Source organism: Glaciimonas sp. GNP009 (assembly GCF_054343755.1).
Genome location: NZ_JBTGUV010000004.1, coordinates 4,836,021 through 4,861,175, shown reverse-complemented (window position 1 = coordinate 4,861,175; position 25,155 = coordinate 4,836,021). Strand labels below are relative to the sequence as shown.

General features: G+C 44.3%; 20 protein-coding genes. 10 read left to right on the top strand and 10 right to left on the bottom strand.

Annotated features, from left to right (window positions below; genetic code table 11):
* Positions 1–169 precede the first annotated feature (169 nt).
* From ligD to ACXX82_RS22360, 4 genes are all read right to left on the bottom strand, one after another.
* On the bottom strand, positions 170–2,848 hold the full coding sequence (gene ligD, locus ACXX82_RS22375; protein WP_458563736.1) for a DNA ligase D: 2,679 nt from the start codon (positions 2,846–2,848) through the stop codon (positions 170–172).
* A 19-nt stretch (positions 2,849–2,867) separates the two neighbouring features.
* A complete protein-coding gene (gene ku / locus ACXX82_RS22370) occupies positions 2,868–3,782 on the bottom strand; it encodes a non-homologous end joining protein Ku (RefSeq protein WP_458563735.1) in 915 nt (304 codons plus the stop codon).
* Between the two features lie 113 nt (positions 3,783–3,895).
* Complete coding sequence (locus ACXX82_RS22365; RefSeq protein ID WP_322238531.1) at positions 3,896–4,318, bottom strand: PRC-barrel domain-containing protein; 423 nt, start codon at positions 4,316–4,318, stop codon at positions 3,896–3,898.
* Positions 4,319–4,787: 469 nt separating this feature from the next.
* The gene (locus ACXX82_RS22360; protein WP_322238528.1) at positions 4,788–5,765 is read right to left on the bottom strand and encodes a tyrosine-type recombinase/integrase; all 978 of its coding nucleotides are present in this window, start codon (positions 5,763–5,765) and stop codon (positions 4,788–4,790) included.
* A gap of 328 nt (positions 5,766–6,093) precedes the next feature.
* On the opposite strand from ACXX82_RS22360, the gene ACXX82_RS22355 reads away from it, so the two are divergent.
* On the top strand, positions 6,094–7,155 hold the full coding sequence (locus ACXX82_RS22355; RefSeq protein WP_322238526.1) for a DNA-binding protein: 1,062 nt from the start codon (positions 6,094–6,096) through the stop codon (positions 7,153–7,155).
* Between the two features lie 455 nt (positions 7,156–7,610).
* Here ACXX82_RS22355 and ACXX82_RS22350 read toward each other — a convergent pair whose 3' ends face one another.
* The 6 genes from ACXX82_RS22350 to aroQ form a co-directional block, all read right to left on the bottom strand.
* On the bottom strand, positions 7,611–8,723 hold the full coding sequence (locus tag ACXX82_RS22350) for a porin (RefSeq protein WP_458564043.1): 1,113 nt from the start codon (positions 8,721–8,723) through the stop codon (positions 7,611–7,613).
* Positions 8,724–9,356: 633 nt separating this feature from the next.
* A complete protein-coding gene (locus ACXX82_RS22345) occupies positions 9,357–10,634 on the bottom strand; it encodes an O-antigen ligase family protein (RefSeq protein WP_458563734.1) in 1,278 nt (425 codons plus the stop codon).
* A gap of 107 nt (positions 10,635–10,741) precedes the next feature.
* Positions 10,742–10,828, bottom strand: a complete 87-nt coding sequence (locus ACXX82_RS22340; protein WP_458564042.1) for a hypothetical protein — start codon at positions 10,826–10,828, stop codon at positions 10,742–10,744.
* Positions 10,824–11,726 carry a glycosyltransferase family 8 protein gene (locus ACXX82_RS22335; RefSeq protein ID WP_458563733.1) on the bottom strand — a complete coding sequence of 301 codons (903 nt, stop codon included), beginning with the start codon at positions 11,724–11,726 and terminating at the stop codon, positions 10,824–10,826. Before ACXX82_RS22335 ends, ACXX82_RS22340 begins: the two co-directional genes overlap by 5 nt.
* Positions 11,727–11,941: 215 nt before the next feature.
* Positions 11,942–12,733, bottom strand: a complete 792-nt coding sequence (locus ACXX82_RS22330; RefSeq protein ID WP_458563732.1) for a DeoR/GlpR family DNA-binding transcription regulator — start codon at positions 12,731–12,733, stop codon at positions 11,942–11,944.
* 194 nt (positions 12,734–12,927) lie between these two features.
* Positions 12,928–13,554 carry a gamma subclass chorismate mutase AroQ gene (aroQ, locus tag ACXX82_RS22325; protein ID WP_458563731.1) on the bottom strand — a complete coding sequence of 209 codons (627 nt, stop codon included), beginning with the start codon at positions 13,552–13,554 and terminating at the stop codon, positions 12,928–12,930.
* A 272-nt stretch (positions 13,555–13,826) separates the two neighbouring features.
* Here aroQ and ACXX82_RS22320 point away from each other — a divergent pair, with 272 nt between their 5' ends.
* The 9 genes from ACXX82_RS22320 to ACXX82_RS22280 all read left to right on the top strand — a co-directional run bounded on the left by ACXX82_RS22320 (position 13,827) and on the right by ACXX82_RS22280 (position 25,083).
* Positions 13,827–16,181 carry a site-specific recombinase gene (locus ACXX82_RS22320; RefSeq protein ID WP_458563730.1) on the top strand — a complete coding sequence of 785 codons (2,355 nt, stop codon included), beginning with the start codon at positions 13,827–13,829 and terminating at the stop codon, positions 16,179–16,181.
* 701 nt (positions 16,182–16,882) lie between these two features.
* Positions 16,883–18,322, top strand: a complete 1,440-nt coding sequence (cls, locus tag ACXX82_RS22315) for a cardiolipin synthase (protein ID WP_458563729.1) — start codon at positions 16,883–16,885, stop codon at positions 18,320–18,322.
* Between the two features lie 619 nt (positions 18,323–18,941).
* On the top strand, positions 18,942–19,334 hold the full coding sequence (locus ACXX82_RS22310) for a phosphonate transporter (RefSeq protein WP_458563728.1): 393 nt from the start codon (positions 18,942–18,944) through the stop codon (positions 19,332–19,334).
* A complete protein-coding gene (locus ACXX82_RS22305; protein ID WP_458563727.1) occupies positions 19,331–20,659 on the top strand; it encodes a sensor domain-containing diguanylate cyclase in 1,329 nt (442 codons plus the stop codon). Before ACXX82_RS22310 ends, ACXX82_RS22305 begins: the two co-directional genes overlap by 4 nt.
* Before the next feature lie 332 nt (positions 20,660–20,991).
* Positions 20,992–21,801, top strand: coding sequence for a ferredoxin--NADP reductase (locus ACXX82_RS22300; RefSeq protein WP_323507680.1), 810 nt, complete (start codon positions 20,992–20,994; stop codon positions 21,799–21,801).
* Positions 21,802–22,073: 272 nt separating this feature from the next.
* Complete coding sequence (locus ACXX82_RS22295; protein ID WP_458563726.1) at positions 22,074–23,573, top strand: protein adenylyltransferase SelO; 1,500 nt, start codon at positions 22,074–22,076, stop codon at positions 23,571–23,573.
* Between the two features lie 110 nt (positions 23,574–23,683).
* The gene (gene msrB, locus ACXX82_RS22290) at positions 23,684–24,082 is read left to right on the top strand and encodes a peptide-methionine (R)-S-oxide reductase MsrB (RefSeq protein ID WP_322238503.1); all 399 of its coding nucleotides are present in this window, start codon (positions 23,684–23,686) and stop codon (positions 24,080–24,082) included.
* A gap of 105 nt (positions 24,083–24,187) precedes the next feature.
* Positions 24,188–24,808 (top strand): septation protein A, encoded by a 621-nt coding sequence (locus ACXX82_RS22285; RefSeq protein ID WP_458563725.1) that lies wholly within the window; start codon positions 24,188–24,190, stop codon positions 24,806–24,808.
* Positions 24,805–25,083, top strand: a complete 279-nt coding sequence (locus ACXX82_RS22280; RefSeq protein ID WP_322238499.1) for a BolA family protein — start codon at positions 24,805–24,807, stop codon at positions 25,081–25,083. Before ACXX82_RS22285 ends, ACXX82_RS22280 begins: the two co-directional genes overlap by 4 nt.
* Positions 25,084–25,155: the final 72 nt, after the last annotated feature.

Below are 25,155 nucleotides of genomic sequence, written 5' to 3'. Positions count from 1 at the left end.
TTGGCTATCCATCCTTAATGCTCTTTTTCAGCAACACTGCTATTTCATCTGATTAAAATTCATTGTCTACACGCACGATTTCTCTGTAAGCGACGCATTAAGGCCTTTCTTTAATATTTGGATGGAAAATTTTAGAATGGTCGACGCCACGTCCAATGGCCTCACCACCTTATTCCCCATAATCGTTTCCATCCAGTTTAAAGCCTAATTTTTTCATGGCAACCGCCAATCCCTGCGCAGACTTTGCGTATGCGTCCCAGGGACGGTTACCTTGATCTAACCGTGTATGAATTGTTTGGACCGTCCAATGCGCTCCACTGGTGACGTGATTTACCTCGTCCCAACGTATTGGCACCGATACGCCAAGTCCGAGTCTTGCCCTTGCGGACCAAGCGCACACGGTGGTCGCCCCAAAGCCATTGCGTAAATAATCGACGAAGATCTTGCCGACACGATTGCGTGGCCCGCTTTTTACGACAAAATGGGTTGGAAGTGCCGAGACTAAATGCGCGACGATTGCCCGCGAGAATGCCTTCACCACTTCCCATCCATAGTGCTTGGCCAAGGGGACGACGATGTGAAATCCTTTTCCACCGCTGGTCTTTACAAATGAGGTAAGCCCTAATTGATCCAGCATCGCTTTTATCAGCAAGGTTGATTCCTGTACCGTTGTCCAGTTAACGCCCTCGCCCGGATCGAGATCAAAAGTCATGCGATCCGGTTTATCAATGGCAGTCTTGACCGCGTTCCAGGTATGAAACTCAATAACGTTCATTTGCGCGGCTGACAATAATCCTTCAGGACGGACCACTTCCAGTAAACGTTCGTGTTCAGGATCAAGCTTAGCGGCCAGTTCCGACACGCCTGTCATATGCGCCATTGCAAGGTGTTTTTGGAAAAATACCTGTTTTCCAACGCCATCCGGGGCGCGCAATAAAGAGACTGGCCGACCTTTAAGGTGCGGCATCATCAAAGGTGCCACCAACGCATAAAACCGCAATAATTCAATTTTAGTAATCCCACTATCCGGATCAATCTCACGTTCCGGATTAGTAATCTTTAACGACGGCGGTAGCGTAGTCAATGAATCCGCGTGCCCATCTACACGATTATCCGGCTGCCGGGCCACTTCTCGAACAATCGCCCGCGCGGGTTTATCATTGCGCAAGCCTTGATAAACAGGATGCCGTATTCGCCCGCTTTTAGTCCACTCTGCAAAGGAAACTTCAGCGAGCAATTGCGGTTTCACCCAATGCCCATCTGGTCGGAGGTCGCTAGTTGCAGTGAAGGGATTTTGCTCACTTTTTATGGCATTTAATTTGACGAGTAGCGAGCGTAATGTTTTTTCATTGAAGCCTGCGCCCACTTTGCCCGCGTAACGCAATTTCCCATCTGCGTCATGGACCCCAAGTAACAATGATCCCATCGCTGTGCGGCTTCCCCGAGGGTCGGTATAGCCGCCAATGACAAACTCTTGTCGATGACTGCACTTCAATTTAATCCAATCATTGGAGCGTCTGCTCACATAGTGCGCGTTCCGCTTTTTCCCAATGATGCCCTCCATTCCAAGTCGACAAGCAGATGCCACAATGTCTGCGCCATTCGCTTCAAAGGTTTCGCTGAATCGGAGTATCGGTGACTGAATTTTTCCGACCAAAGTCCTCAGCAACGCTCGCCTTGCTATTAGCGCTGATTGCCTCAGGTCGAAACCGTCATAAAAAGGAAGGTCGAATAAAAAATAGACGATACGCTGGGTTTCGTGTGTATCGAACGCGCCCTGTAATGCTTGAAAATCAGGGATTCCTTTTTCTCCTTGCACTACTATCTCACCGTCATACCAGCCATTGGGAAGTCTGGCGTCCTTCAACGCATCTCTTAAAGCAGGTAATTTCTCCGTCCAATCGTGTCCATTGCGCGTCATCAATGTGATTTTGTTACCAGCGACTCGAGACAATAAACGATAGCCATCGTATTTAATCTCATAAAGCCATTCTGTCGAGTCGATCGGCGCGCTATCGACCAAGGTCGCTAATTGAGGAATCAATTTTGTCGGGAGCGCTGCCTTTATGGCACCCGCCGGAACGCCATCTTGTTTTGGATCAACTGCTTTCTTAGTTAAGAGTTTAGGTGAAGCTTTGACTGCCGTTATCGGGTCTAAAATATCTTCAACTTTATTGGTCGTTCTAATTTTAGTTTTTATTTTTGACTTTGACTTTGACTGCGACTGTGACTTAGCGGTCCTTTTTCTCGTTGCTTTTGTTTTGCCGGTTTCTGGCGGTAGCTGTAACGTGGCGACGCTATCTGGCATTTCGTCGACGACGCTATATGCAATAGCCGGTTGCGCGAATTCGTCTTTTTCCTTGATTAGCAACCATGATGGCTTTTTATTCGTTATCACGTTATCGCTTGTATTTTTTAAACGAATCAAAGCCCAATTGCCATGTAATTTATGGCCTTTCAGTGAGAATTTTAAATTACCTTCTCGTAATCCGACTTCTGGATCGTTAAGTGGCTGCCAAATGCCCTTATCCCAAATGATCACCTTCCCTGCACCGTATTGCCTGGCGGGAATTTCTCCTTCAAATTCATTGTAGGCAACCGGATGATCTTCAACCTGAACTGCCATCCGCTTATCTTTCGGATCATAACTCGGACCTTTTGGCACGGCCCAGCTCCGCATGGTGCCGTTATATTCGAGACGTACGTCATAATGCAAGCGCGACGCCCAGTGTTTCTGCACAACAAAAGCGTGTCCAATACTGTCATCTGTCCCACCCTCTTCGGGCTCTGACGTTTTGGTGAAGTCGCGTTTACTTTTATAAACCTTGAGTGGATCAGCGCGCGTCATGACGATCTCCCGATAGTCTTTAACTGGCCTTACGTTTGGTCACTGATTTTTTTGTTCTGGTTGCGGCGGCTTTAGGCTTTGTTGTTGCGGCCTTTGGCTTCGCGATCGGTTTAGCCGATTTGCCCATATTGCTCAGGCTCCGCTGTAACATCTCCGTGAGATCGTAGATGCGAGCACTGGCCGAGGATTCGCCTGGCTCTTTGTCAATGTGAGAAACGGTTTCGGTCTGGCCAGCTTTGACCTTATCTTCTACCAATTGAAGGATTTGCTCTTTGAATGAGTCGGTAAAGTCCTCTGGGTTCCACTTTGCGCTCATATCCCGGACCAACTGTTCACCCATCGTCATTTCTTTTTCGCTGATACCGCTCGCTTTGATTCCTTCTTCCGGTAAATCAAGCTCATCCCAATTTCGAACCTCTGTTCCCCAGCGCAACAAATCCAAGACCAGCGCTGGGCCACAAGGCATTAATACTGCCAAATGCTGCTTGGTCTGAATCACTACTTTGGCAATGCCTACTTTTCCTGTTTTGATTAACACTTCGCGGAGCAACGCATAGACCTTGGCGCCTTTATTGATCGGCGACACGTAATAGGGTCGCTCAAGATATAAAAAAGGTATATCACCAGCGTCAACAAAGCTTTCGATTTCAATTGTTTGAGTAGATTTTGGATAGGCCGCCGCTATTTCTTCCTGCGATAAAATAACATATTGGCCATCCTCATATTCGAATCCTTTGACGATATTTTCTTTATCGACATCCTTGCCCGATTTCTTATTGATTCGCTTATAACCGACGGGGTCCATGCTACGTTTATCAAGCCAATCGAAATTGAGACCTTGCTCCGCTGTTGCAGAATGCAATGCAATGGGGATGTGTACCAGCCCGAACGATATCGCTCCTTTCCAAAGGACACGTTTGCTCGCAGTCGCCATAGCAACTTCTCCTTAATTTTACAAGCGATCGATTATCCTGATTTGTGCATATAATCAAAAAACAGGCAGATAACTATCTGCCCGCTACTACTGTGCCGCTATTCATTTAGCGATTACAGTCTTGGCGTGGAATCGCCGTACCTGTTTGATCCATAGTAAGTGTCAATTTCACTTGCCCAACTTTGATCTGCCATGTCGGGCCAATGATCTTTATCGAAACCTGGGGCGCTCTTCAGATGATCTTTGTCGACGTCAAGAATGAAGCGTTGATTGACTGAGTCAAGCTTCAAAACACCCCATGGAACAGCAAATAACTTTTCTCCCATTCCAAGAAAGCCGCCAAAAGATAGAACCGCATAGCTAACCTTACCGGTACGTGTGTCGATCATCAATTCTTTGATATCACCCAAGTCCTCGCCAGACTGATTGCAAACGTCGTTCCCTATTAACGTATCCGCTCCAAGCACATCTGGCCCTGGGCCTCCATTTGGATTATTTCTATATATGCCGTAAGTATCACGATCCAGGTAGCTCATTTTTTTTGCTCCTTTCGTAGATTATCAAGGTGGTTTACGTTCATGGAAAACACAGCGAACGTAAGCGCTAGACTTCACCCAATTATCAAAAGTTCCCACAGCCTTAATAGAAATTCCAGAAGCTTAATGGGTGGTAATTTTTCTCAAAGTAACAGGTCTCAATGTTGTTTTGCGACAATCTATAACAGCGCGTTAAAACTGCATGGTCGATATACACCACGCATACAAAGCGGCGTAAATTTAAAGGGAATATTGACAAAGGAAGTCGCTAAAACTCCTCGTTTATGATGGTCGAAAAACGCCATTAATACTTAATGCTTAACCCTTAACGGTTAACATCACGCATCAAAATAAATGTGACGTAAAATGCGTATAAATCAGTTTGGTGATTTAGATAAAGAAAAAACCGTAATCGCCGCTCACCCTTCTAATCGTTTTGTAGAAATAAAACGATAGGCTTACGCTTGCCTTACTTTGATTTGCGCAATAAATGACCTGCAGCATTTTCCTCGAAACGCCCTGCTTCTTCGATGTAACCTTGTACCGTCCCATCGTGTTGCCAACCGCCCTGTCTTTTAATATCTTGAAATCGCGCTCCAGCACGATAGGCGCTAGTTGCTAATCCGCGTCTTAAGCTGTGGCTACTTAACTGTGGAACATAGGGCAAATCAGCTAGCACCGCAGCCGCAGTCAAAATACTGTTGAGGCTAGCCTCGTGCAATGCATCAACACCAATTTGCTCCCATTTGTTGATACTTCTGAATATTGCCCCTGAAGAAATGTTCGCTGCCCGACACCAAGTACGCAAAGCATTGGGTGGACAACAAACTTGCTCGCCGAAGGGAATTGCCTTGGTAATTCCCTCGCCTTTCTGGTCGGTCTTTGAACGCGGCAATGTTATGAGCACTCCCTCGGGCTCCCAGGAGACGTGCTCGACTTGAAGACGTACGACCTCGCTCCGCCGATACGCACCAAAGTAGGCAATCTGCAGCAAAGCGCTATCACGAAGCGCTTTTAATGTTCCCTGGTGTGTTAAGGCAGTGACGATTAGCGCCAAATCTTCTACTGGCAACGCTTTTGCCTTTCGGGCTGGCTGACCATTTTTGCGCTGTATCCCCAACAGCGTTTTACGCACATTGAGGGTCGCTGCCGGATCTGGAAAATTTTGCTGAATATGCCATTGAGATAGCGCTGTTAAACGTAACGCTAAAGTCCTTGGATTAAGTAATTGCGAATAGCTCAGAAGGTAGCGAAGCATCATTGATTCGTCCGCAGGCAGCACCCCGCCCCACTCCAGATAGTGGCGAATCGCCGAGCGGTAAGTCCGGCGCGTGTTATCCGAAGTCGCCGCGGCAAGAAATTCTCGATGCTGTTGTTGCCGCTGAGCGACAGAGTCGCCAACGCTCTCAATGACTGCAACCTTACCATCCTCGATACGAATCTTCATGCACCTTCCCCCATCTCATTGTGGCGATCCATTGTGGAGATTGCTCGCAGCCATTGACTGTGCCTTCGCCTTCGCAACCAATACACATTTTTTACGGCTGATTTTTAGGTATTCGTACTAAGGCATTTTTTAACTGAAGAATGCATTTCCGTTCGAAATCGCTTAAATGAACCCTGTAATGTCCATTACAAACGATAGCATTACAAGCTGATATATAACATGCGATAACATACATTATCGCATGTTATATACCGCAATTACCACCTAGACTTTAGACTTGTATTATTGTAATATTACGTATTATGTATTACGTTATTTAAAGGTAAAAATGGGACGAATTGGAATTTTGTACGCTGATGTCATTCAAGCAGCCGATAAATTAATTGCCGAAGGAAAAAATCCGACGGTAGATGGAGTTCGTGAAGAGCTAGGAAGTACGGGTAGCAAAAGTACCATCGCCCCGCTCTTAAAACGATGGAAGGCAGAGCACCAGGAAAATAGGGCAAGCGCAGAGGTCGGTATGCCGTCAAACCTGATTGATGCGATGAAAAGTGTGTATGACAATCTTCAGTCAGACGTAGAGCAAAGAATTACCCAGGCGCAAGAAGCGCATCAAAAAGAGTTGGAAGCGATGGGCGAAACATTGCAACGTCAGCTCGAAGAAAATGCCATAGCGGCCGAAACCAATAGGCAACTAAAAGACGATGCTGCGCGTGCGCAGCAGGTATTTGAACAGTTGCGCGCCGAACAACGTGCACTCAATTTAACGTTAGCGACTGCACAGGCCGAAAATACAGGCTTACAAAATCGCCTAGCGGATCGTGCGGCCGAGATTGTGACAATGAATCAACAACTCGGTTACGCTCGCACTCAGTTCGAGCATTATCAGGAGGCAACTACAATCCAACGCGCCGAAGAACGGAGCGTATTTGAGCAAAAATTAATGCGTGGCGAGCAAGAACTAGTAAATATTCGGCAACAATCCAGCGATCAACAATTACGGCTCGCTCAGCAAGAAGCCCAACTCGCACAGATTCCTACACTACTCGATGAAGTGCAACGGTTGCAGGAAACCGCTCGCGCAGAACGTCAACAAGCAGCAATAGTCAAAGACGAGCATAGTCAACTCACCTATCAAATTCAGCAACTCACAACAGATCGCGCCGAACTCAAACAAACGTTGGAAATAGCACTTCAATCTCTAAGCGACGTACGTTTGCAATGCGCGATCGAAGAAAAAGAGAAGTGGCTACTCGACAAGCGGATCGCTGAATCAGAAGTAAAAATGGAGCAACTGAGGGAAGAAAAAAGTGGCCTGTTGCAAGAACGGGCTACTTTGCAAGCACAGGCTTTGACGACCGCAATGCACACGCATGCAGGTCCTAAATAATTAGTTCGACGTCATTACACTGGCTTTTAAATAGCGGTTTGATGGCGATGGGGGACGTCGGTCTGCTATTTTGGATCACCATTATTTAAATATCTGCATCTACCAACAAGTCGGTGAATACAGTGAAAATATTAACGTAGAAAGCCTGGGATCGCCACTTTAGCTAAATTTGAAAACTCTATGGGTGCCAACACTTTGGCTGCATACAAAAAACAAGCTAAAGCCTTCGCGAAGGATTGGCTTGAACAACTAGCACCGGATGACATGTACGAATTATTAACTTTTCATAGCGGGACATAAGATTTAAAAGCGATTGTGCAGCTAAAATCTATGCTTAAATTGAAATTCGGCGCGTCTCGTTATGAAACGCGCCGATTAACTTATATGCAAACTAACAACCACGGATTTTAATGGCGGCGGTTGGCACAGCTGGTTGCAGTCTAACTGTTTACTAATTAAAACTTATGACGAATGCCGACACGCAAGACGCTTTGATTACTGTCATCTGCCGGCGCGTTACTATAAGCGGCATTAATCACACCCGGATTATAGACGCCATTTGCTCGCTGCTTGCTGTAAAACCCGTATACGTCAGTGCGTTTAGAGAGGAAATAGTCAACACCAAGATTCAGCTGAGTAGTACTGACTTTGGTCGAGCCGACCGTTTGGCGGCTTATATCAGCGCGGTCATAAATGACGCTTCCCAACAAATGGACTTTTGGAGAAAACGCATAATCCACGCCGACATCAAAGATATTCGCTTTGGTTGCAGAGGTAATATTAACCAAACCTACAGTTGCTACAGAAGTCGCCAAAGGTTGCTTAACTTGGGACCAAGCGCCATACAGCTTCGCTTGACCTAGTTGATAGCTCGAACCAAGGGTAAATGTTTTTAAATTGCTGTCCCCAGCTTTAGCTGTTGATGCACCCGAAGTAAGCTTAGTCTGAAAATATGCCAAGCCAATGCCGAACGGCCCATTGGCATAATTACCACCAATACCAAAAGACTGCCCGGCAGAGGTTTGTCCAGCGACTTCACCAAAGCCATAGTACAAGCTACCAGTAAATCCACCGTGAATAATGCTGTCATAGCGGATCGAATTGTTCGTGCGTGTGCCGGCGACGCGATCCAAATTATTAAAATGACCACCCTTGATACCGTTACCGCCGAATGTTTGAGCTGACGTGTATTTACTTCCGATGTCCTCCAGGAAATCAGTTTGGCGACCAATAGTCACGATACCGAATGCACCGGTCAGACCAACGACAGCTTTGCGATCAAACAGCGTATTTGCCACCGACAATGAGCCGTCGTCAACATTGAAACCGCTTTCCAATTGAAAAACTGCCTTTAAGCCACCACCAAGATCTTCAACTCCTTTGAAACCGATCCGAGAGGTCGATAGATCGCCAGAATCTACACTTAGACGGCTGTTATTGTTTGGGCCAACTTTGCTCGTATAAGTCACACCCGCATCCACGACACCATAAATAGTGACGTTGCTTTGGGCTTGCGCGCTTGCACTAATTAGACTGAGTGCAGCTAGAGCAAATAATGTTTTTTCAATTTCTTTCCTTATTAATGAATCATAATTTCTTGTGCTCGCCTATATCGATAACGGCGAATTTGGCAAGCAACCTGACAAATAACGGCGTAACAAAAAGTTACATTGTTACCAACCAAGCGGAATTATAGTGCTCTCGAGAAATTAATCGCATTTATTGCCCCATAACCATGCTCGAATTAGATGATTTCCTTATCAATCAAAGGTGTCTACACGGAATTAATGGAAATTTGACATGTACTTAACCTGTTTAAAGCTATCTTGTGACTGGATCTGCCTCCCTGCGCTGATTAAATACCGGCGATTCCATATATTTTTGGCGGAAGTGATCCATCACCTAGCGCTGGCAAACTAGAATTTTTACGGTATTAATCGACCATCACCTGATCAAATTATTAGATCGAAAGTAGTGGCGTTAGCATTGGAATAGCAACAAGGTGGACGATCATTTTCATCGGACAGATCAGCGGAGGTCACTGATTGCGTGAACGGTTATTTCTGACGTCAGTGTGCCGGTCATCACCGACACCTAGACTCGAGGAGGATGATTATTTTGTGCGCATTAATAAGATGTTCATGTTGACATCTGGATATGAGCCCCTTCCGGAAAAAGCAACTTTTAACAAATTTGCTTAATTAAGACGCACTAGAAAGATGATGCGACGATAGATCGGATCGTTGGTTAAATATAGTATCTTTCCGTTTGATAATATAGGTGAGTAACAATGCTATGCTGATTGAATAAAATGGATAGACTTCCCACCATAAAAATACAACATCAACTAATCCCAATGTAAAAAATCCAATAGTTAGTGCTGCGCCCATTGCGGCGGTATATCGCACTTCGGGATCATCATCGCGTATCTCTCTAATAAAATAATATGCAGGTATAAAATATAAACCGAGTATTGCTAACAAACCGAATACGCCAAATCTTGACATCGTAAATAATATTTCGTTATGAGAGTGTGCAAATGTCGCCGATAAGGGTGTAATGACTTTTCTTTTTGCCAAATTATGTAGTTCTTTTGAAAAGCCTTCTACACCTACCCCAATGAGTGGGTGCTCGGTGAATAGCATCCACGACGCACGCCAAAGCTGGAGGCGAATGCCTAAAGAAGTATCAACATCGGATCCAACTGAGTATTGGCTTATATCCGTTTCCGCTACAGCTACACGATCTTTTACTATATTACCAAAGTAAGATACACCTACTAATAAAGCGAAAAAAACAGAAATGACTCCAAATTTATAACGAGAGCTAACATTTTTTGTTACCACAATACCCAATAAAATAAAAATAGGTATAGTCAGCCATACACCACGAGATTGCGACAGGTAAGCCACATATAACCCTGAACATAACGCAGTAATTTTCAAAAAAATGATGTATCGATTAGAAGTCTTATTCCATGAAATTGACAAAATAGAGAATATACCGAGTAACAAGGCCATTTGACCAAATATTATTATGGGTATGAAATCTGTTACATAACGCTGCGCCCCGCCTTTTGTCAGAATGTATATTTTTATTGCAGATAGAATTGCTCCCACCACAAATGCCCATTGAAGATATTTTATATTTCTAATTGATAAAAATGAGACAACCCAAAAGATCAACACAAACATAGCTAATCTGAATGGAGAATCATAATTCCTAAGGGTAAAGTGTCCAGATCCAAGTTGGTTTGCAAAGACCGCAATTAATGGACCACACATGGCCAGATGTAATGGCCAGTATTTTTTTACAAAATTTAAGAAGGTCGTTTGCTCTGAATATCGAATAAAAACAATTGAACTCAAACTAAACAATAGTAAAAATACGAAGATCACTCCGGCCGACCGATCTACTGTAAGTGTCATTATAAAAAAGGCACAAAGTAGTGCTGATACCAGCCATTTAAAATAACGCAAATATTTCTCCGATCTTAACAATCTAAAATTCGAAAAAATCGATTTCTTAGAAATTATTATAAAACTTATATTTAAATAACATTAAAATGTTATTTATAAATGATCGCTTAATTTTGTTTTTTTAAATTTATAAATTTTGTCCACCAATATACAATATGCCAATATATTCCCTCGATTACTCTTCCCTGTTTAATTAAAAACCTTGAAAATAATTTTAATTCTCGTGCGGTATGAGGCTTGTCGCATATCAGACCACGAGGAAAGTTTTTGATATTCAAGAAAATTTAATTTAGCCTCATGTAAACACCAGCTATGCCACGGTTTTACAGGTCCAGTAAAATGCATGAATAACACTTTTTCTTGCATATTAAATATTTTTTCACCACTACTAAGAAAATCTATTAAATGGTAGCGAAAATTCCATTTTTTGTCGATATACGTAGTATGTCCGTTTAATACAACGTTTAAAGCATCTTGATCAGCAAAGCGTAGACTTCGCGTTGTAAGTACGTTAAGCGACTTATTCTGTGAGTCGTGCTTTACCCAGTTATCAATATTAATATACATCACGCCGGCATTAAAATACTCTGAATGGGGTAACTTTAAAATTGAAATTTGTGTAGTTACTGTGGTTTTAATCTCATCTGTAACAACGGCGGCGATAGTATTTTTTAAGTCAATAGACATTAATTCTTCGATGTTACCCATGCATAATATGTCCGCATCAAGATAGAGTACCTTATCGACTATTCCATGTAATAAATTAGGAATTAATATTCGAATAAATGTACCAAGTGAGTGCTGAGAAAAACAAGGAAATTTAGAAAAATTTGAGAGAATTTGCTTATTCAGTATATTAACGTTTATTAGAACGTTATAATTATTTTCCAATTTCTTGAGACGGCATTCAATGTCTTTAGTTATAGAAAATGCAAATACATGAAAAACAAATATTAAATTTGGATTATTCTTTATTATTGAGACTATATTAACGCCCATGCCTCTAAAATAATTAGCATCTACACCGAAAGCGATATGTATGGTGGCGCGATCAACGTTAGGAAAAGAAACAGCGGTAGAGGTAGCGCCCAATGACAGTCCTTAATATGTTTTAATTACCTTAAATTTAAAGGTTTTATTTTTCGACTTAGTATGACTAAAGATTACCGTTAAATCTGTTAAAAACTTAGCCACAGGTACGTTGGGAGTACATTATCAGGATAAAATCGATCAGAGATGACAATAACTATAATCTTTAAATTATATTATACGCAAAAAAAATGCTAAAAAACCTATAAAAAATTTGGTTAAACGTCGACTTTTTCAGCCACAAATACTTTCGTATGCGCCTCTTTAAACACATTAACTAACGTCTCCGGTATCGGCTGATCCGTAAACAAAGCGTCGATCTTAGACAGTTCACTGAGCTTTACTAATGCTGGACGCATAAATTTCGAATGGTCTGCAACCAAAAATACAGTGCGAGAATGCGCAATAATTGCTTCTGCCACGCGTACTTCACGGTAATCAAAATCTCGCAGCGCGCCGTCCGGATCTATACTTGAAACCCCAATGATGCCGAAGTCCACCTTAAAACGTTGGATGAAATCAATCGTTTCTTCACCCGTCACGCCCAAATCTCGAGCCCGCACTAAGCCACCTGCGATAATCACTTCGCAGCCTGGGTAGCCGCTCATGATTGCTGCGACGTTCAAATTATTGGTGATGACGCGCAAATTACGACGAAGGCTGAGTGCTTTGGCGACCTCTTCCGTAGTTGTTCCGATATTAATGAATAGTGTTGCCTGATCCGGAATGTGTTCAGCGACCAAAGCCGCAATCCGACGTTTTTCTTCAGACTGCAACCCTTGCCGAGCACCATAAGCGATATTTTCTGCGCTGGAAGGAAGTCCGACGCCTCCATGATAGCGTTGCAATAAATTTTGTTCCGACAACATATTAACGTCGCGTCGAATGGTTTGCTGAGTCATTCCAAAACGATTCGCTAAATTTTCAACGGTAACGAAGCTTTCTCGTTGGACGTAATTGACGATTTCTTGCTGACGCGCATTCAATGTGACGATGGGTGTTTGTGCCATATGATGAATTCGATCTTAATGTTTTCAATCAAACTAATTAGGTACTGCCTCTTATTTATAATTATTGCAGGACAGACTTACCTACACCAACGCCTCCGCAACAGCCATTATGCCCCACAACAAAGTCTTTGTTGTCAACCAGCCATAAGGATATGCGCTTCAAGCAGCGTATCGATTTTCCATGTTGACTATGATTATTTTGCCTGCAATGACTCTAACGCCTGACGACGAACATCCCCGCCAACATCCCCTCGTATCAAACTCAGCGCAGAATGCGAGAGATACGCATGCGCGTCTGAATCTAGTAGTAATGGCACAACGTTGCGCAGGGCGCCAATCAATTCCGGTGTGAGTTTATCTAATACCGGACGCACGTCACGCGCCAGATTAGGCGCGTCGTCAAATTTATAGCCACCTGGGAGCGTGTTGTGCCACCCCGACAACAAGTCCTGTTGAATGAGTTTTCCAGCATCAAACTGATTTTGAAAAAACGCCTGGACAAGCGCTAGATCCAATCCACCTATTGCATCGGCTTGCGCAGTTACGACCTCTAAAATCTGTCTCTCTCGCTTCGCATCGTCTACTGCGGCGCCTGAATTCCATTTGGACTTCGCCACTTTTGACGCAATACTCAGTCGCTGGTCAATTAGCCCGAGCAAATAATCAATTTTTTGTGCATCCGCGGATGACATAATAGTTTGTTGCTGCTCTACTGCATCCGGCGTGGTTGATAACAGACTTTGGCAGGCTGCCAACATCAGTACAAAAGCCAAACAAGATAAACGGCGCAAACATGACCTCGGCAAACAGGGAGTTAACATGAAACCTTTCTTTGTAGATGTAGATTGATTGCGTTGACATTTTAACGGTTGCAGAAGGACGTTAAACAAAATATAGCTTTATGCCAACGCACAAAACATAAAAATATAAAATACAAAAAAATAGTGAAAGAAATCTCTTTCGTTCCTACTTATTCATTCCGTCAATACTTTGTCATTATTCTTTTCCGCGCGCTTCGTTTTAGCGAAGTTGACAACGCATTTAGAAGCAATAAACCTTACACTATGACCTTTGTATATTACAAACATTTTTCATGCTGTCGATACTTAACCTGATTGAAGCAGACCCGCATTCCGACAACGTTGAATGTTTGATCGCGCTAGTCAAAACCTTGCGACCGCACTTGCCGGAAAACGGTAGCGATGCTGTAACTAACGTTCAGACGCTAATTGATACTCTTCAACAAAATCCACGCTATTCGCACGCTTTACGCCATTATTTACTGCGCGTCTACGCTACTCGTCGCCAAACTAGTTTATATACCGACATAGGCATCCTCCCTAACGCCGGTTTTTTTACTGAGTTATTTCAGCGTATGGCGTATCGGGTATTGCCTCCGGCACTGGATGAAACTTACTTACGCGACTGCCTGGATCGGGTACTGCCTTTTGAAACCGATTACGTATGGCTAAACGCTATTTCAACTGATACATGGTTAAGCCTGATAGCGGTGTTGCACCCATCAAACAATGAAGCCGCGGTTAAAAGCAACACAATTGCGACGGCACAAGTTATCGATAGCAATAATATTGATAACACTATCGATAACAAAACAATCCTCAGTCCTGCCACAGCGATCATCAACAAAGTGCATGCCAGCGACACTCTCGGTGGTATCAATACTATCGCTGAGTTGCTTGATGCAACGCAAACCCTGTCTTACCGAATCAGCGCGATGGGATTGGAGCCGTCTTTAATTCGTCTGTATCCTGAAATGGAAGATTTCGAATCGCCATTTTTGATGCAAAACGTCGAATTACACCGCTACTTGGCCGGTTACCGCAGTCTCCTGAATGGCGAAGTCGCAATCATTAATTGCCTTGATCAAGCTCACAATCCTTACCTAAGCGCCATTCAGAGCAACCCAAACGAAAACACTCTAAGCGAAACAATAACCATACCAAGGCTGATTGAGGATGCTAAGCACCTCCAGGTCATGCTAGATCAATGCGACGACGTGGTGGTCAAGATTCGCAAGAACGCCCTAAAAAAAGGCACTAGCGTAGCTCTTACTTATTTGTTGGTGCGTCTCGATCAAAGTATCGCCCGTTTGCGAAAATTATTAATCTTGGTTGAGGTCGTCGACATAGACATGGGAGATTTTTTGTCGCTCCCTCAACGAGAAATATTGAGAAAAATCGTATCCCCTGCCCATCATGATGGCGCATTAATGGCACATATCCCAACCGAATTATTAGTAACGCCAGCTCAAACGGTGAAGCGGATTGCAGCGGTAGATTTGGCAAGGGAGTTGGTCGAGGCGCATAACCGTAAATACGCGGTGCGTGAACTGTTTGCGAGCAATATTAATTTGTTGGCGCGAAATATTACCGAAAACGCGAGTAGGACTGGCGAACATTACATCGCAGAAGATCGAAGTGAGTTTAGTGCGATGTTCCGCTCAGCTGCAGGCGCCGGACTGATCATCGGATTTATGGCGATGATGAAAATTCTCTATTCATATCTCCGTGCAGCACCTCTTGTAGAAGCTTTTTTGTTCAGCATGAATTACTCGGCCGGGTTTATGCTGATTCATGTACTACACTTTACCGTCGCCACCAAGCAACCAGCCATGACCGCGTCCCGTATAGCGGCTGGCTTGCACAGCACGGATAGTCGTCATATCGATATTGATAGTCTGGTCGATCTGATTGTCAAAGTTTTTCGCACTCAGTTTATTGCCGTTACGGGCAATTTATTGATGGTTTTTCCCGTTGCTTATCTTATTAGTGTGGGCTGGGTGCACTTATTTGGTCACCATCTTGTTACGCCGGATAAGGCGCAACATTTGCTTCATGACTTAGATCCATTGCATAGTCTGGCGCTTTTTCACGCTGCCATCGCCGGAGTCTGTCTTTTCATGGCTGGTTTAATTTCTGGCTATTACGATAATCGTGCGCTTTATACGCATATGGCAAAGCGCTTAGAACGAGCGCGTTGGCTACGTAAAATATTAGGAAAGACGCGGCTCAGCAAAGTTGCGCATTACCTCGAAAGCAATCTGGGTGGCCTAATGGGTAATTTTTATTTTGGTATCTTACTCGGCACGATTGGTACTGTTGGTTTCATGATTGGCCTACCAATCGATATTCGTCATATCACCTTTTCCGCGGCAAATTTCGCCATTGCGTTGGTCGGTCTCGATAATCAGATGGGGTGGCAAATAGCAGTACGTTCAATAGTGGGGATTTTGGCCATCGGGACCATCAATCTTTGGGTCAGTTTTTCCCTCGCTTTATTTGTCGCTTTACGTTCGCGTCAGGTACATTTTCGCGAAGGTTTGCCGTTGACCAAAGCGGTCCTCTCACGCTTTTTACGGCGTCCGATAGATTTTTTTATTCCACCTAAAGATCAATCACCAGATAGTGAGAGTAAACCAGTAGCGTGAACGGTGAAATACCACAAGATGATTACCCTGGTTACGCCACCGACGCCAATAAGCAGGTGATGAACCGGTTGGCATGAAGCCGAATGAAAGTGCAGAAGGCATACAAAATTGAGGTCAATACCAACACCAAATTTAATATTTGTTGATGTAACCGTAAAATAAGAGAGAAATAAGTTAGGAGCGAAACGAATAAATTCCGGTACATTCACGTTGTTAAAAACGATACTTAAGTGTCACCGTAGCGTCGCGCGGTGCGCCATAGGTGATCGCGCCATAGGCCCCGAACACGCCAAAGTAGTTTGTGTCTAAAACGTTGTTGATATTAAGTTGAGCCGAGAGCTGCTTCGTGATGTCATAGCGCGCCATAATTGGCTGGCATTCTGCAGACTCTGCAAACTGACGAGTAACAAATAATGGGCTAGCTAAAAATGAGAATGAACACCATTAATATAAAAATATCAACAAAATTACACAAAAGCATCTTGAACCTGTAATCCGTGTTTGATGTTGCTAGCCTCTTATAGTCGCCGCCTCAAACGATTGCTCCACAACTTGCTTAACGTCCTTATTGGCGCTTCTAGGGAAATAACAATTTGGCTATATACTGACAATGAGATAGCAAGTGTGCCAGCGCCACTAGCGGGTCTGGTGATAACAATTTCCTAAACAGATTTGCCACCACATTCTTTATGAGACTCGCCATGAGATTCAACAAGGGCACCACCACGGGCATCATCAAGAGAATCAACACGCGCGTCACGAGTTCAAATCGTGCGATGCTTTCTCGCCTGCAACGGATCCTGTTGATCGCCGTGTTAGGGCTAACGCTATCTTCTTGCGCATCGTTGCCCGATATAAGGACGTTCAATGAGCAACCAGCCGATGGTTCGCTTGCCATTAAAAATCGACCAGAAAATGCCCGCCCACCATCAATTTTGGTATCGAGATTAAGTCACTCGCGGGTTGACTTGCATAAATTGGCGGCGCTGGAAGATGCAGCAGTGACGGCACCGCCAATTGCAGGCAATAAAATAACGCTTTTGTTCGATGGCCCGCAGACACTGAATGCCATGATCAAGGCGATTGCCAATGCCAAGAATAATATAAACTTTGAGACCTATATTTTTGATCAAGACGCTCTTGGCATGCAATTCGCCAATCTGCTTATCGAGAAACAGCGTGCCGGAATTCAGGTCAATATCATTTATGACAGCGTTGGTACCATTGGCACACCAACTGAATTTTTTGACCGTATGCGCAGCGCCGGTATCAAATTGGTCGAATTCAACCCCGTCAATCCGTTAAAACGGATCGGCGCATGGCGCCTCAATAACCGCGACCATCGCAAAATTCTTGTCGTCGATGGAAAAATTGCCTTCACAGGTGGCGTGAATATCAGTGCGGCCTATGCCAATAGCTCATTGTTCAGGTCAAAGAAAAAGACCAGCGGCTCAGTCGGCTGGCGCGACACACACATCCAGATTGAAGGCCCAGCGGTCGCTTTTTTGCAGCTTTCGTTCATGCGTTCGTGGGCAAAGCAAGGTACTGAAGACCTGCCCGACTTACAGTATTTCCCGACATTAGGCATTGCTGGCGACAAAGTGGTGCGGGTAGTGATTAGCAGGCCGCGGGGAGAGTTTATTCTTTATAAAGCCTATATCCAGGCATTTCAAAATGCAAAGAAAACCATTCATATCACAACGCCCTACTTTGCCCCTGATCAGCAAATGGTACAGGTGCTAATTGACGCCGCGCGGCGCGGCGTTGAAGTCTCAATGATTTTTCCCAGCGTCTCCGATAGCGGCCTTGCATCTCAAGCAGGACAGTCGTATTACCATCAACTCCTTGCAGCGGGCATAAAAATCTATCGATTACAGGTCGCCATCCTTCACGCCAAAACTGCAGTAATCGATGGCAACTGGTCTACGGTCGGATCGGCCAACCTTGACATCCGTAGTTTTCTGCATAATTACGAAGCAAACGTCATCATCATGGGCGACGAATTTGGTAGCGAAATGGAAAATGCGTTTGATGATGATCTAAGTACCTCGGATGAAATTACCGCAGAGGCTTGGGACCAAAGGTCACTGACTGACCGAATCAAAGAGTGGGCCGCAAGGTCATTGGGATATTGGCTTTGATGAAACAAAATTCTATTTGGGTATTGCAAGTGAAACCACTATAAAAACCGTAAAAAGAGTCCTCGCTTAATAATAGACATTACATAGCGTGAATATTGCACGATATGTAGTTATATCAATAACGTGTAATTTTAGAAAAACCACGCCATAAAATAAGAAGAAAGTCATGCTGGTGTTTGTGAAATTTTGCGGTACTATAAAGTCTATAAAAACATTGCTTTTATACCCATTAGCAGCAGCGCAACGTACCTCCTTGTCTCTAAAAAGATTAGGTGAAAATAAAGCGCACTAAAAGCGAAGACAAATCCGCTATCCCGCGGCAGCAAATATCAATTAAGTCTTTCAATACCAGCGGTGCCATCAGTTTCTAATACTTCAAACTTTCAGTATTTATTATTTCTACCGCGATAGCAGCGTTTCGCTGATCGTCTAGTTGCCTCATTAGTACATCAAAAAGTCTCGTGAACAAACGCGTGCTGTCCTCTGTAGTTACCCGCCCCGCGATGAATACCTACTATTTTTTTCAACACGCTTGCTCTGAAAACCATTTTTCAATTGTAATTTGAACCAAATATGCGTGGCCGTCGATGTCATATTTGCTTAAAACTCGGGAGATAACATGCTTGAAATAAACAAAGAGCTCTTCGATCAAGAAGGATTGATGTCAATAATTGCTAACGCGTCGGCAACAGAGCTCGATGAGATGGATTTTGGGGTGATTGGATTTGACGACGCAGGCCTGGTGCAACGCTACAACCTATTTGAATCGAAATTGGCTGGATTGCGGGCTCAAAACGTGATCGGGTCACATTTATTTACGAGTGTTGCTCCGTGCATGAATAACTTCATGGTTGCGCAGCGCTTCGAAGATGCACGCGAATCCTCCACCTCTTTAGATACCATCATTGATTACGTACTCACATTACGCATGCGCCCTATTAAGGTAAAACTAAGACTTTTATCGCGTCCTGACGTGCTGATCCGATTCATTTTAGTTTTACGCGCAACATGAGCGAAGACGGGAGTACGCAAGACATTGCCAGCGAGTACGAGGCATTACTGCAGTTTCTTTACCTGGCACCGGTTGGCCTTGTGCAAACTAACCGCTTGGGCGAGGTTGAGCTGATGAATCCACTCTCAGCCCAGCTATTAATGCCCTTATCGAAAGATGGCGGCCTGTCAAATTTATTTAACGCTTTAGAGTCGGTTGCCCCAGAATTGCGGCGCATGGCAGCAGATTTTACAGCACCACAAGGATCTATTTGTGAGGGTTTCAGAGCCCAATTGACTGCAGGCGTTCGCGGAAAACAAGATCCCAAGATGCTCGGGATAAGCATGATCAAATTGGATGAAAGCCATCTGATGACAGTCCTAACCGATATGACGCAGATCATAGCCCAAGAGCGCCAACTCAAGTACAACACGGCTTGGATTAACGCGATAACGGTGGGCGTCACAGACTATGCATTAATGAGCCTTGATCAGGAAGGGAAAATCCACGAATGGAATCCAAGTATTGGACGCGTCACTAAATTTACTGCCGAAGACGTGGTGGGAAAATCCTTCTCTATGTTCTACAAGGAAGGTAGCATCTCGCCCGAACGGATTACAGACTACTTAAAAGAAGCCGATGAAGACGGCTGGAGTCTGAACGAAGGCTGGCGTGTCAAGGCTGACGGGACAAGCTTCTGGAGCAGCAGTATGATTGTGCCGATTGAAGATACTGCAGTAGATGGTGCAGGAAATATAGTTTTAGCGGATCCTGATGAACTCAGTTATGCTTTAATTTTGCGCGATATAACTGACCGGAATAACGATGCGGCTGGACACTTAAGTGCCCTGTCGAGCGACTATTTAACTGGCATAGCAAATCGACGTACGCTTTTCGAGGCAGCAGAGCTAGAGTTCAAACGTTGGCATCGAAATCCTCGGCCCCTCACTCTTATCATCATCGATGCTGACTATTTCAAGAAAGTCAATGATACGTACGGACATGCAGCTGGTGATCTTATATTGTGTAATCTGGCAAGCACGATGAAGGAAACGATGCGAGACATCGATACGGTAGCACGGATCGGTGGCGAAGAATTCGCAGCGCTTCTCCCATCAACAGATCTTGGCGGGGCATTGCAACTGGCAGAACGCTTACGCAACAAGATCGAAGCTGCACGGGTCATCATCGATGGTGCAGAAATTAAATACACTATTAGCATCGGGATCAGCGCTATGGACCACACAGTCACCGGCTTTGACGAATTGCTTCAGCGTGCCGATACAGCACTCTATGATGCCAAACATTCGGGACGTAACAACGTAAAAATTTGGAGGCAGACATAACGCTCAATTAGAACCAACATTAGTTGCTTTACTCAATTACAAAAGCTCAATCTAGTTTAGTGAACGCTTTTTCCACCTATTGAAAAGATATTTTTATTTTAAAAATTTGGCGATGTGCAACTGATTCGCTGCGGTAGACAACGAATCAGTTGACAATTTGTACGTGGTAAAAAAAACGATGCCTGTTCCTATTTTTTACATTTAATTAGCAACCAACCGTTTATCTGGATGTGCTCCGATGTTAAAAACTATCTCGTTATCCGTGGAACGTCATCACATCACTAATGAAACGTGTATTGTGGGAGATATACTGATAAAACGAGTGCCTGATTATGACAAACGTTATCCCCGACAGCGCTATTACTAGCGGCGAAAAAGATACTCTCGAAACCATTACGAGCGTGCATCACTGGACTGATACTTTACTATCCTTTCGATGCACGCGGCCATCCGCATATCAATTCACACCCGGCCAGTTTGCGCGCTTAGGCCTCAGGACGGAGAGTGGCGAAACGGTGTCCCGCGCCTATTCATTGACCTCAGCGATGACAGAAAATACCCTCGAATTCTATTTGGTGCTAGTACCAAATGGTCCGTTTTCGGCACTTCTGTCAAAGCTACTGCCGGGAGATAAAATACTCGTCGAAAAATCCAGTTATGGGTTCATGACTGCAGATCGTTTTGTCGATGGAAAGGATCTCTGGATGCTGGCAACCGGAACCGGCCTTGGGCCCTTCATCTCGATTTTGCAAGATCCCGCCTTATGGAAAAAGTTTACGCATTTAGTACTCGTGCACGGCGTACGAAATACTGAAGAACTAGCCTATCAAGCATTGCTGGAAAGCCTGCCACAACGCACCGAACTTGCAAATGGCGGTGCAAGTCTGACGATGGTGCAAGCGACAACCCGTGACACGCAGACGACAGGCCCGCGCCATCTTCATGGCCGCATTACAACACTACTTGAAAATGGCACGCTCGAACACGTTACAGGTCAACCAATAACGTTAGAGGCATCGCGCGTGATGATTTGTGGAAATCCAGAAATGATTACAGCGACCAGAGAAATGTTGGTTCAGCGCGGTATGCGCCCATGCCGCAGAGCAATACCCGGACAATTTGTCACCGAAGATTATTGGTAACAAATTACTCCTATTTCGATTATTTACGCCTCATTTTGACCATGAATATTTAACAAGCTAAAAGACGCTTTAACATCCTGTTCTTGCGCTGATGATGGCTTAACCCTGTCAATTGACTGCTAATAAAAGCCCGGAAATAGTATGCGTTTCGACGATGTAAGAACGTCAGTCGCTTATTACTCCTTTTTTAGATTGACAGTGTTTAGCAACGATATCGGCTATCTCTGTCAAACTACGGGTTGCCACCACATTCCGCTTTCCAAGGAACCCGCATGCATGACGTAGCCGCACCGAATATCGAGCCAACATTCCCGAAACTTTCATTAAGCAATGGATTTGCCGCTTTACCTCCAGAGTTTTATACGCGCCTAATGCCAACGCCAATCGTGGCACCTTATCTGGTCGATGCCAATGATGTCGCCGCAGCGTTAATTGGTATTGATCCGGCTATATTTCCCTCTAAACAATTTATTGATACCTTTTCAGGTAACCAGTTATTGGATGCATCACAGCCACTTTCCGCCGTATATTCAGGGCACCAGTTTGGACAATGGGCGGGCCAATTGGGTGATGGGCGCGCGATATTATTAGGCGACGTCCCATCATATAACGCTACTAGCCGTATTGAGTTGCAACTCAAAGGGGCTGGAGCGACGCCTTATTCGCGTATGGGAGACGGTCGTGCGGTACTGCGCTCATCCATTCGCGAATATCTTTGCTCAGAAGCGATGGCGGCGCTGGGCATTCCAACCTCGCGCGCACTAAGTGTCATCGGATCAGACCAGTTGGTGATGCGAGAAACACCGGAAACCACGGCAGTAGTAACGCGCATGGCACCAAGCTTTGTTCGCTTTGGATCGTTTGAACACTGGTTTTACAACAAACAACATACATCGCTGAAAATCTTGGCCGATTACGTTATCGTACAATTTTATCCAGAACTAGCAGCAAAAGAAAATAGATATCAAGCTTTTTTAGCGGAAGTGACCAAGCGTACCGCCCATTTAATGGCCGAGTGGCAGGCAGTCGGTTTTATGCACGGCGTTATGAATACCGACAATATGTCGATATTAGGACTAACACTTGATTACGGACCATTTGGGTTCATGGAAGCTTACGACCAACGCCATATCTGCAACCATACGGATCAACAAGGCCGCTATGCTTACAATATGCAACCACAAATCGGTCATTGGAACTGCTATGCACTCGGCCAGACATTACTCCCATTGATTGGAAGTGTTGAAGACACCGAAGATGCGTTGAAAGACTATCAAAACCAATATACTGCTAAGTATGGTGACTTATTGCACGCCAAGCTAGGCCTGCTAACTGTTCAGCCAGAAGACGATAAGTTATTTGATGCAATGTTTGCATTAATGCAAAGTAGCCATACGGACTTCACATTATTTTTCCGCCGTTTAGGTGACTTGCAAATCGCGCATCCAGAAAACGACATGCTATTGCGTGATCTGTTTATCGATAGAGCAGGTTTTGATGCATGGGTGCTTCAATACAGGGCGAGATTGCAGTCAGAAAATAGCCTTGACGCAGTGCGACGTCTTGCAATGCATAAAACGAACCCCAAGTACGTGCTGCGTAATTATTTAGCGCAAGTTGCGATTGAAAAAGCACAGAAAAAAGACTATTCCGAGGTTCGTAAACTACTTAAAATTTTACAGCAGCCATTTGATGAACAGCCTGAATATGCTGACTACGCCGCGTTGCCACCCGACTGGGCCAACGGATTAGAAGTTAGCTGTTCTTCTTAAATGAGTAAGTTAAACATAATTGACTCATCAGTGAGTCGGCAGATGAGTACGGAAATTAAAAAAGCCATCAAAAAAAACTCAAAAACTGTCCATTAAAATAGGAGTCCATCATGAGCAACTCAAAAGTTACTAAAACCGAAGCAGAATGGCGCGCGACACTAGAACCAATGGAATATGAAGTTACAAGAAAAGCCGCCACTGAACGTGCTTTCACGGGAAAATTCTGGGATCACCACGAACATGGCATTTATACCTGTGTATGCTGCAACACACCTTTGTTTGAATCAGACGCGAAATTCGATTCGGGTTGCGGCTGGCCAAGTTATTTCAAAGCGATTAATCCAGAAAATGTCAGCGAACGGATTGACCGCGCTCACGGCATGACCCGCACCGAAATTTTATGTAATGTCTGTGATGCACATTTAGGACATGTTTTCCCTGATGGACCAGCGCCAACTGGCTTAAGATACTGCATTAACTCCGCATCATTACGTTTTGATCCGGCATAATCCGTTAATCTTATTTATATACCCGTGTTTACGCATTGGATATGAATTAGTAAAATAAAGCCTCGCACAATTGCACAATCGCACTAACGAAAGAAAGCCCAGTCCATGAAGTTTCTGTTTGACCTTTTCCCTGTAATACTTTTTTTCGGCATTTTTAAGTGGGGCGAAGGCCATACCGATGCCGCCCAGGCTTTGGTGTCGCAATATCTATCGGGCTTTGTGTCTGGCGGTGTTGTCACTGCGACGCAAGCGCCAATCATATTGGCAACGGCGGTGGCTATCTTTGCTACTTTGGCTCAGATTGGCTATCTACTCGCGCGCCGTAAAAAGGTCGATGCGATGCTGTGGGTTTCGCTAGTGATTATTAGCGTGTTTGGTGGCGCCACCATTTACTTTCATAACGAAGCATTTATCAAATGGAAACCTACCGTTTTATACTGGTGCTTTGCAGCAGCATTGCTAGGTAGTCAATTGATTATGGGTAAAAATTTAATAAGAACCATGATGGAAAAACAGATGGCGTTACCTGAACCAATCTGGGCCAAAGTAGGTTTCGCCTGGAGCGCGTTCTTTATATTTATGGGCTTGCTGAATTTATACGTAGCCTTTAATTTTCCGATCAATACATGGGTTAACTTCAAGTTATTTGGCGGTATGGGATTAATGTTTGCATTTGTCATTGGACAAAGCCTTTATCTCTCAAAATATATCAAGGAACCTAAATGACTACCCAATTAGATGATATTCGTACAAAATTAATTGCAACTTTCTCTCCGACAGAATGTCTATTGCAGGATGAATCAGCGATGCATGCCGGCCATGCTGGTGCAGCCTCTGGTGGTAGTCATTACCGCCTTCGGCTTATTTCCGAAGTTTTTGAAGGGAAAAATCGGTTAAATCGCCATCGTCTGGTGTATGATTGTTTGGATGACATGATGCAACATAAGATTCATGCTTTGGCGATCACAGCGTTGGCGCCATCGGAGATTAAAGACGCTTAAAAACGCGAAAATAATCATTGCACGATAAAATTTAGTTACACATTTATTGAACACTTCATTATTTCTAGCTAT

Coding starts and splice junctions, on each gene's coding strand:
- ACXX82_RS22285 (WP_458563725.1), top strand. CDS start 24,188: ATGAAGTTTCTGTTTGACCTTTTCCCTGTAATACTTTTTTTCGGCATT.
- ACXX82_RS22330 (WP_458563732.1), bottom strand. CDS start 12,733: ATGGCACAAACACCCATCGTCACATTGAATGCGCGTCAGCAAGAAATC.
- msrB (WP_322238503.1), top strand. CDS start 23,684: ATGAGCAACTCAAAAGTTACTAAAACCGAAGCAGAATGGCGCGCGACA.
- aroQ (WP_458563731.1), bottom strand. CDS start 13,554: ATGTTAACTCCCTGTTTGCCGAGGTCATGTTTGCGCCGTTTATCTTGT.
- ACXX82_RS22295 (WP_458563726.1), top strand. CDS start 22,074: ATGCATGACGTAGCCGCACCGAATATCGAGCCAACATTCCCGAAACTT.
- cls (WP_458563729.1), top strand. CDS start 16,883: ATGAGATTCAACAAGGGCACCACCACGGGCATCATCAAGAGAATCAAC.
- ku (WP_458563735.1), bottom strand. CDS start 3,782: ATGGCGACTGCGAGCAAACGTGTCCTTTGGAAAGGAGCGATATCGTTC.
- ACXX82_RS22320 (WP_458563730.1), top strand. CDS start 13,827: ATGCTGTCGATACTTAACCTGATTGAAGCAGACCCGCATTCCGACAAC.
- ACXX82_RS22365 (WP_322238531.1), bottom strand. CDS start 4,318: ATGAGCTACCTGGATCGTGATACTTACGGCATATATAGAAATAATCCA.
- ACXX82_RS22360 (WP_322238528.1), bottom strand. CDS start 5,765: ATGAAGATTCGTATCGAGGATGGTAAGGTTGCAGTCATTGAGAGCGTT.
- ACXX82_RS22280 (WP_322238499.1), top strand. CDS start 24,805: ATGACTACCCAATTAGATGATATTCGTACAAAATTAATTGCAACTTTC.
- ligD (WP_458563736.1), bottom strand. CDS start 2,848: ATGACGCGCGCTGATCCACTCAAGGTTTATAAAAGTAAACGCGACTTC.
- ACXX82_RS22310 (WP_458563728.1), top strand. CDS start 18,942: ATGCTTGAAATAAACAAAGAGCTCTTCGATCAAGAAGGATTGATGTCA.
- ACXX82_RS22305 (WP_458563727.1), top strand. CDS start 19,331: ATGAGCGAAGACGGGAGTACGCAAGACATTGCCAGCGAGTACGAGGCA.
- ACXX82_RS22355 (WP_322238526.1), top strand. CDS start 6,094: ATGGGACGAATTGGAATTTTGTACGCTGATGTCATTCAAGCAGCCGAT.
- ACXX82_RS22300 (WP_323507680.1), top strand. CDS start 20,992: ATGACAAACGTTATCCCCGACAGCGCTATTACTAGCGGCGAAAAAGAT.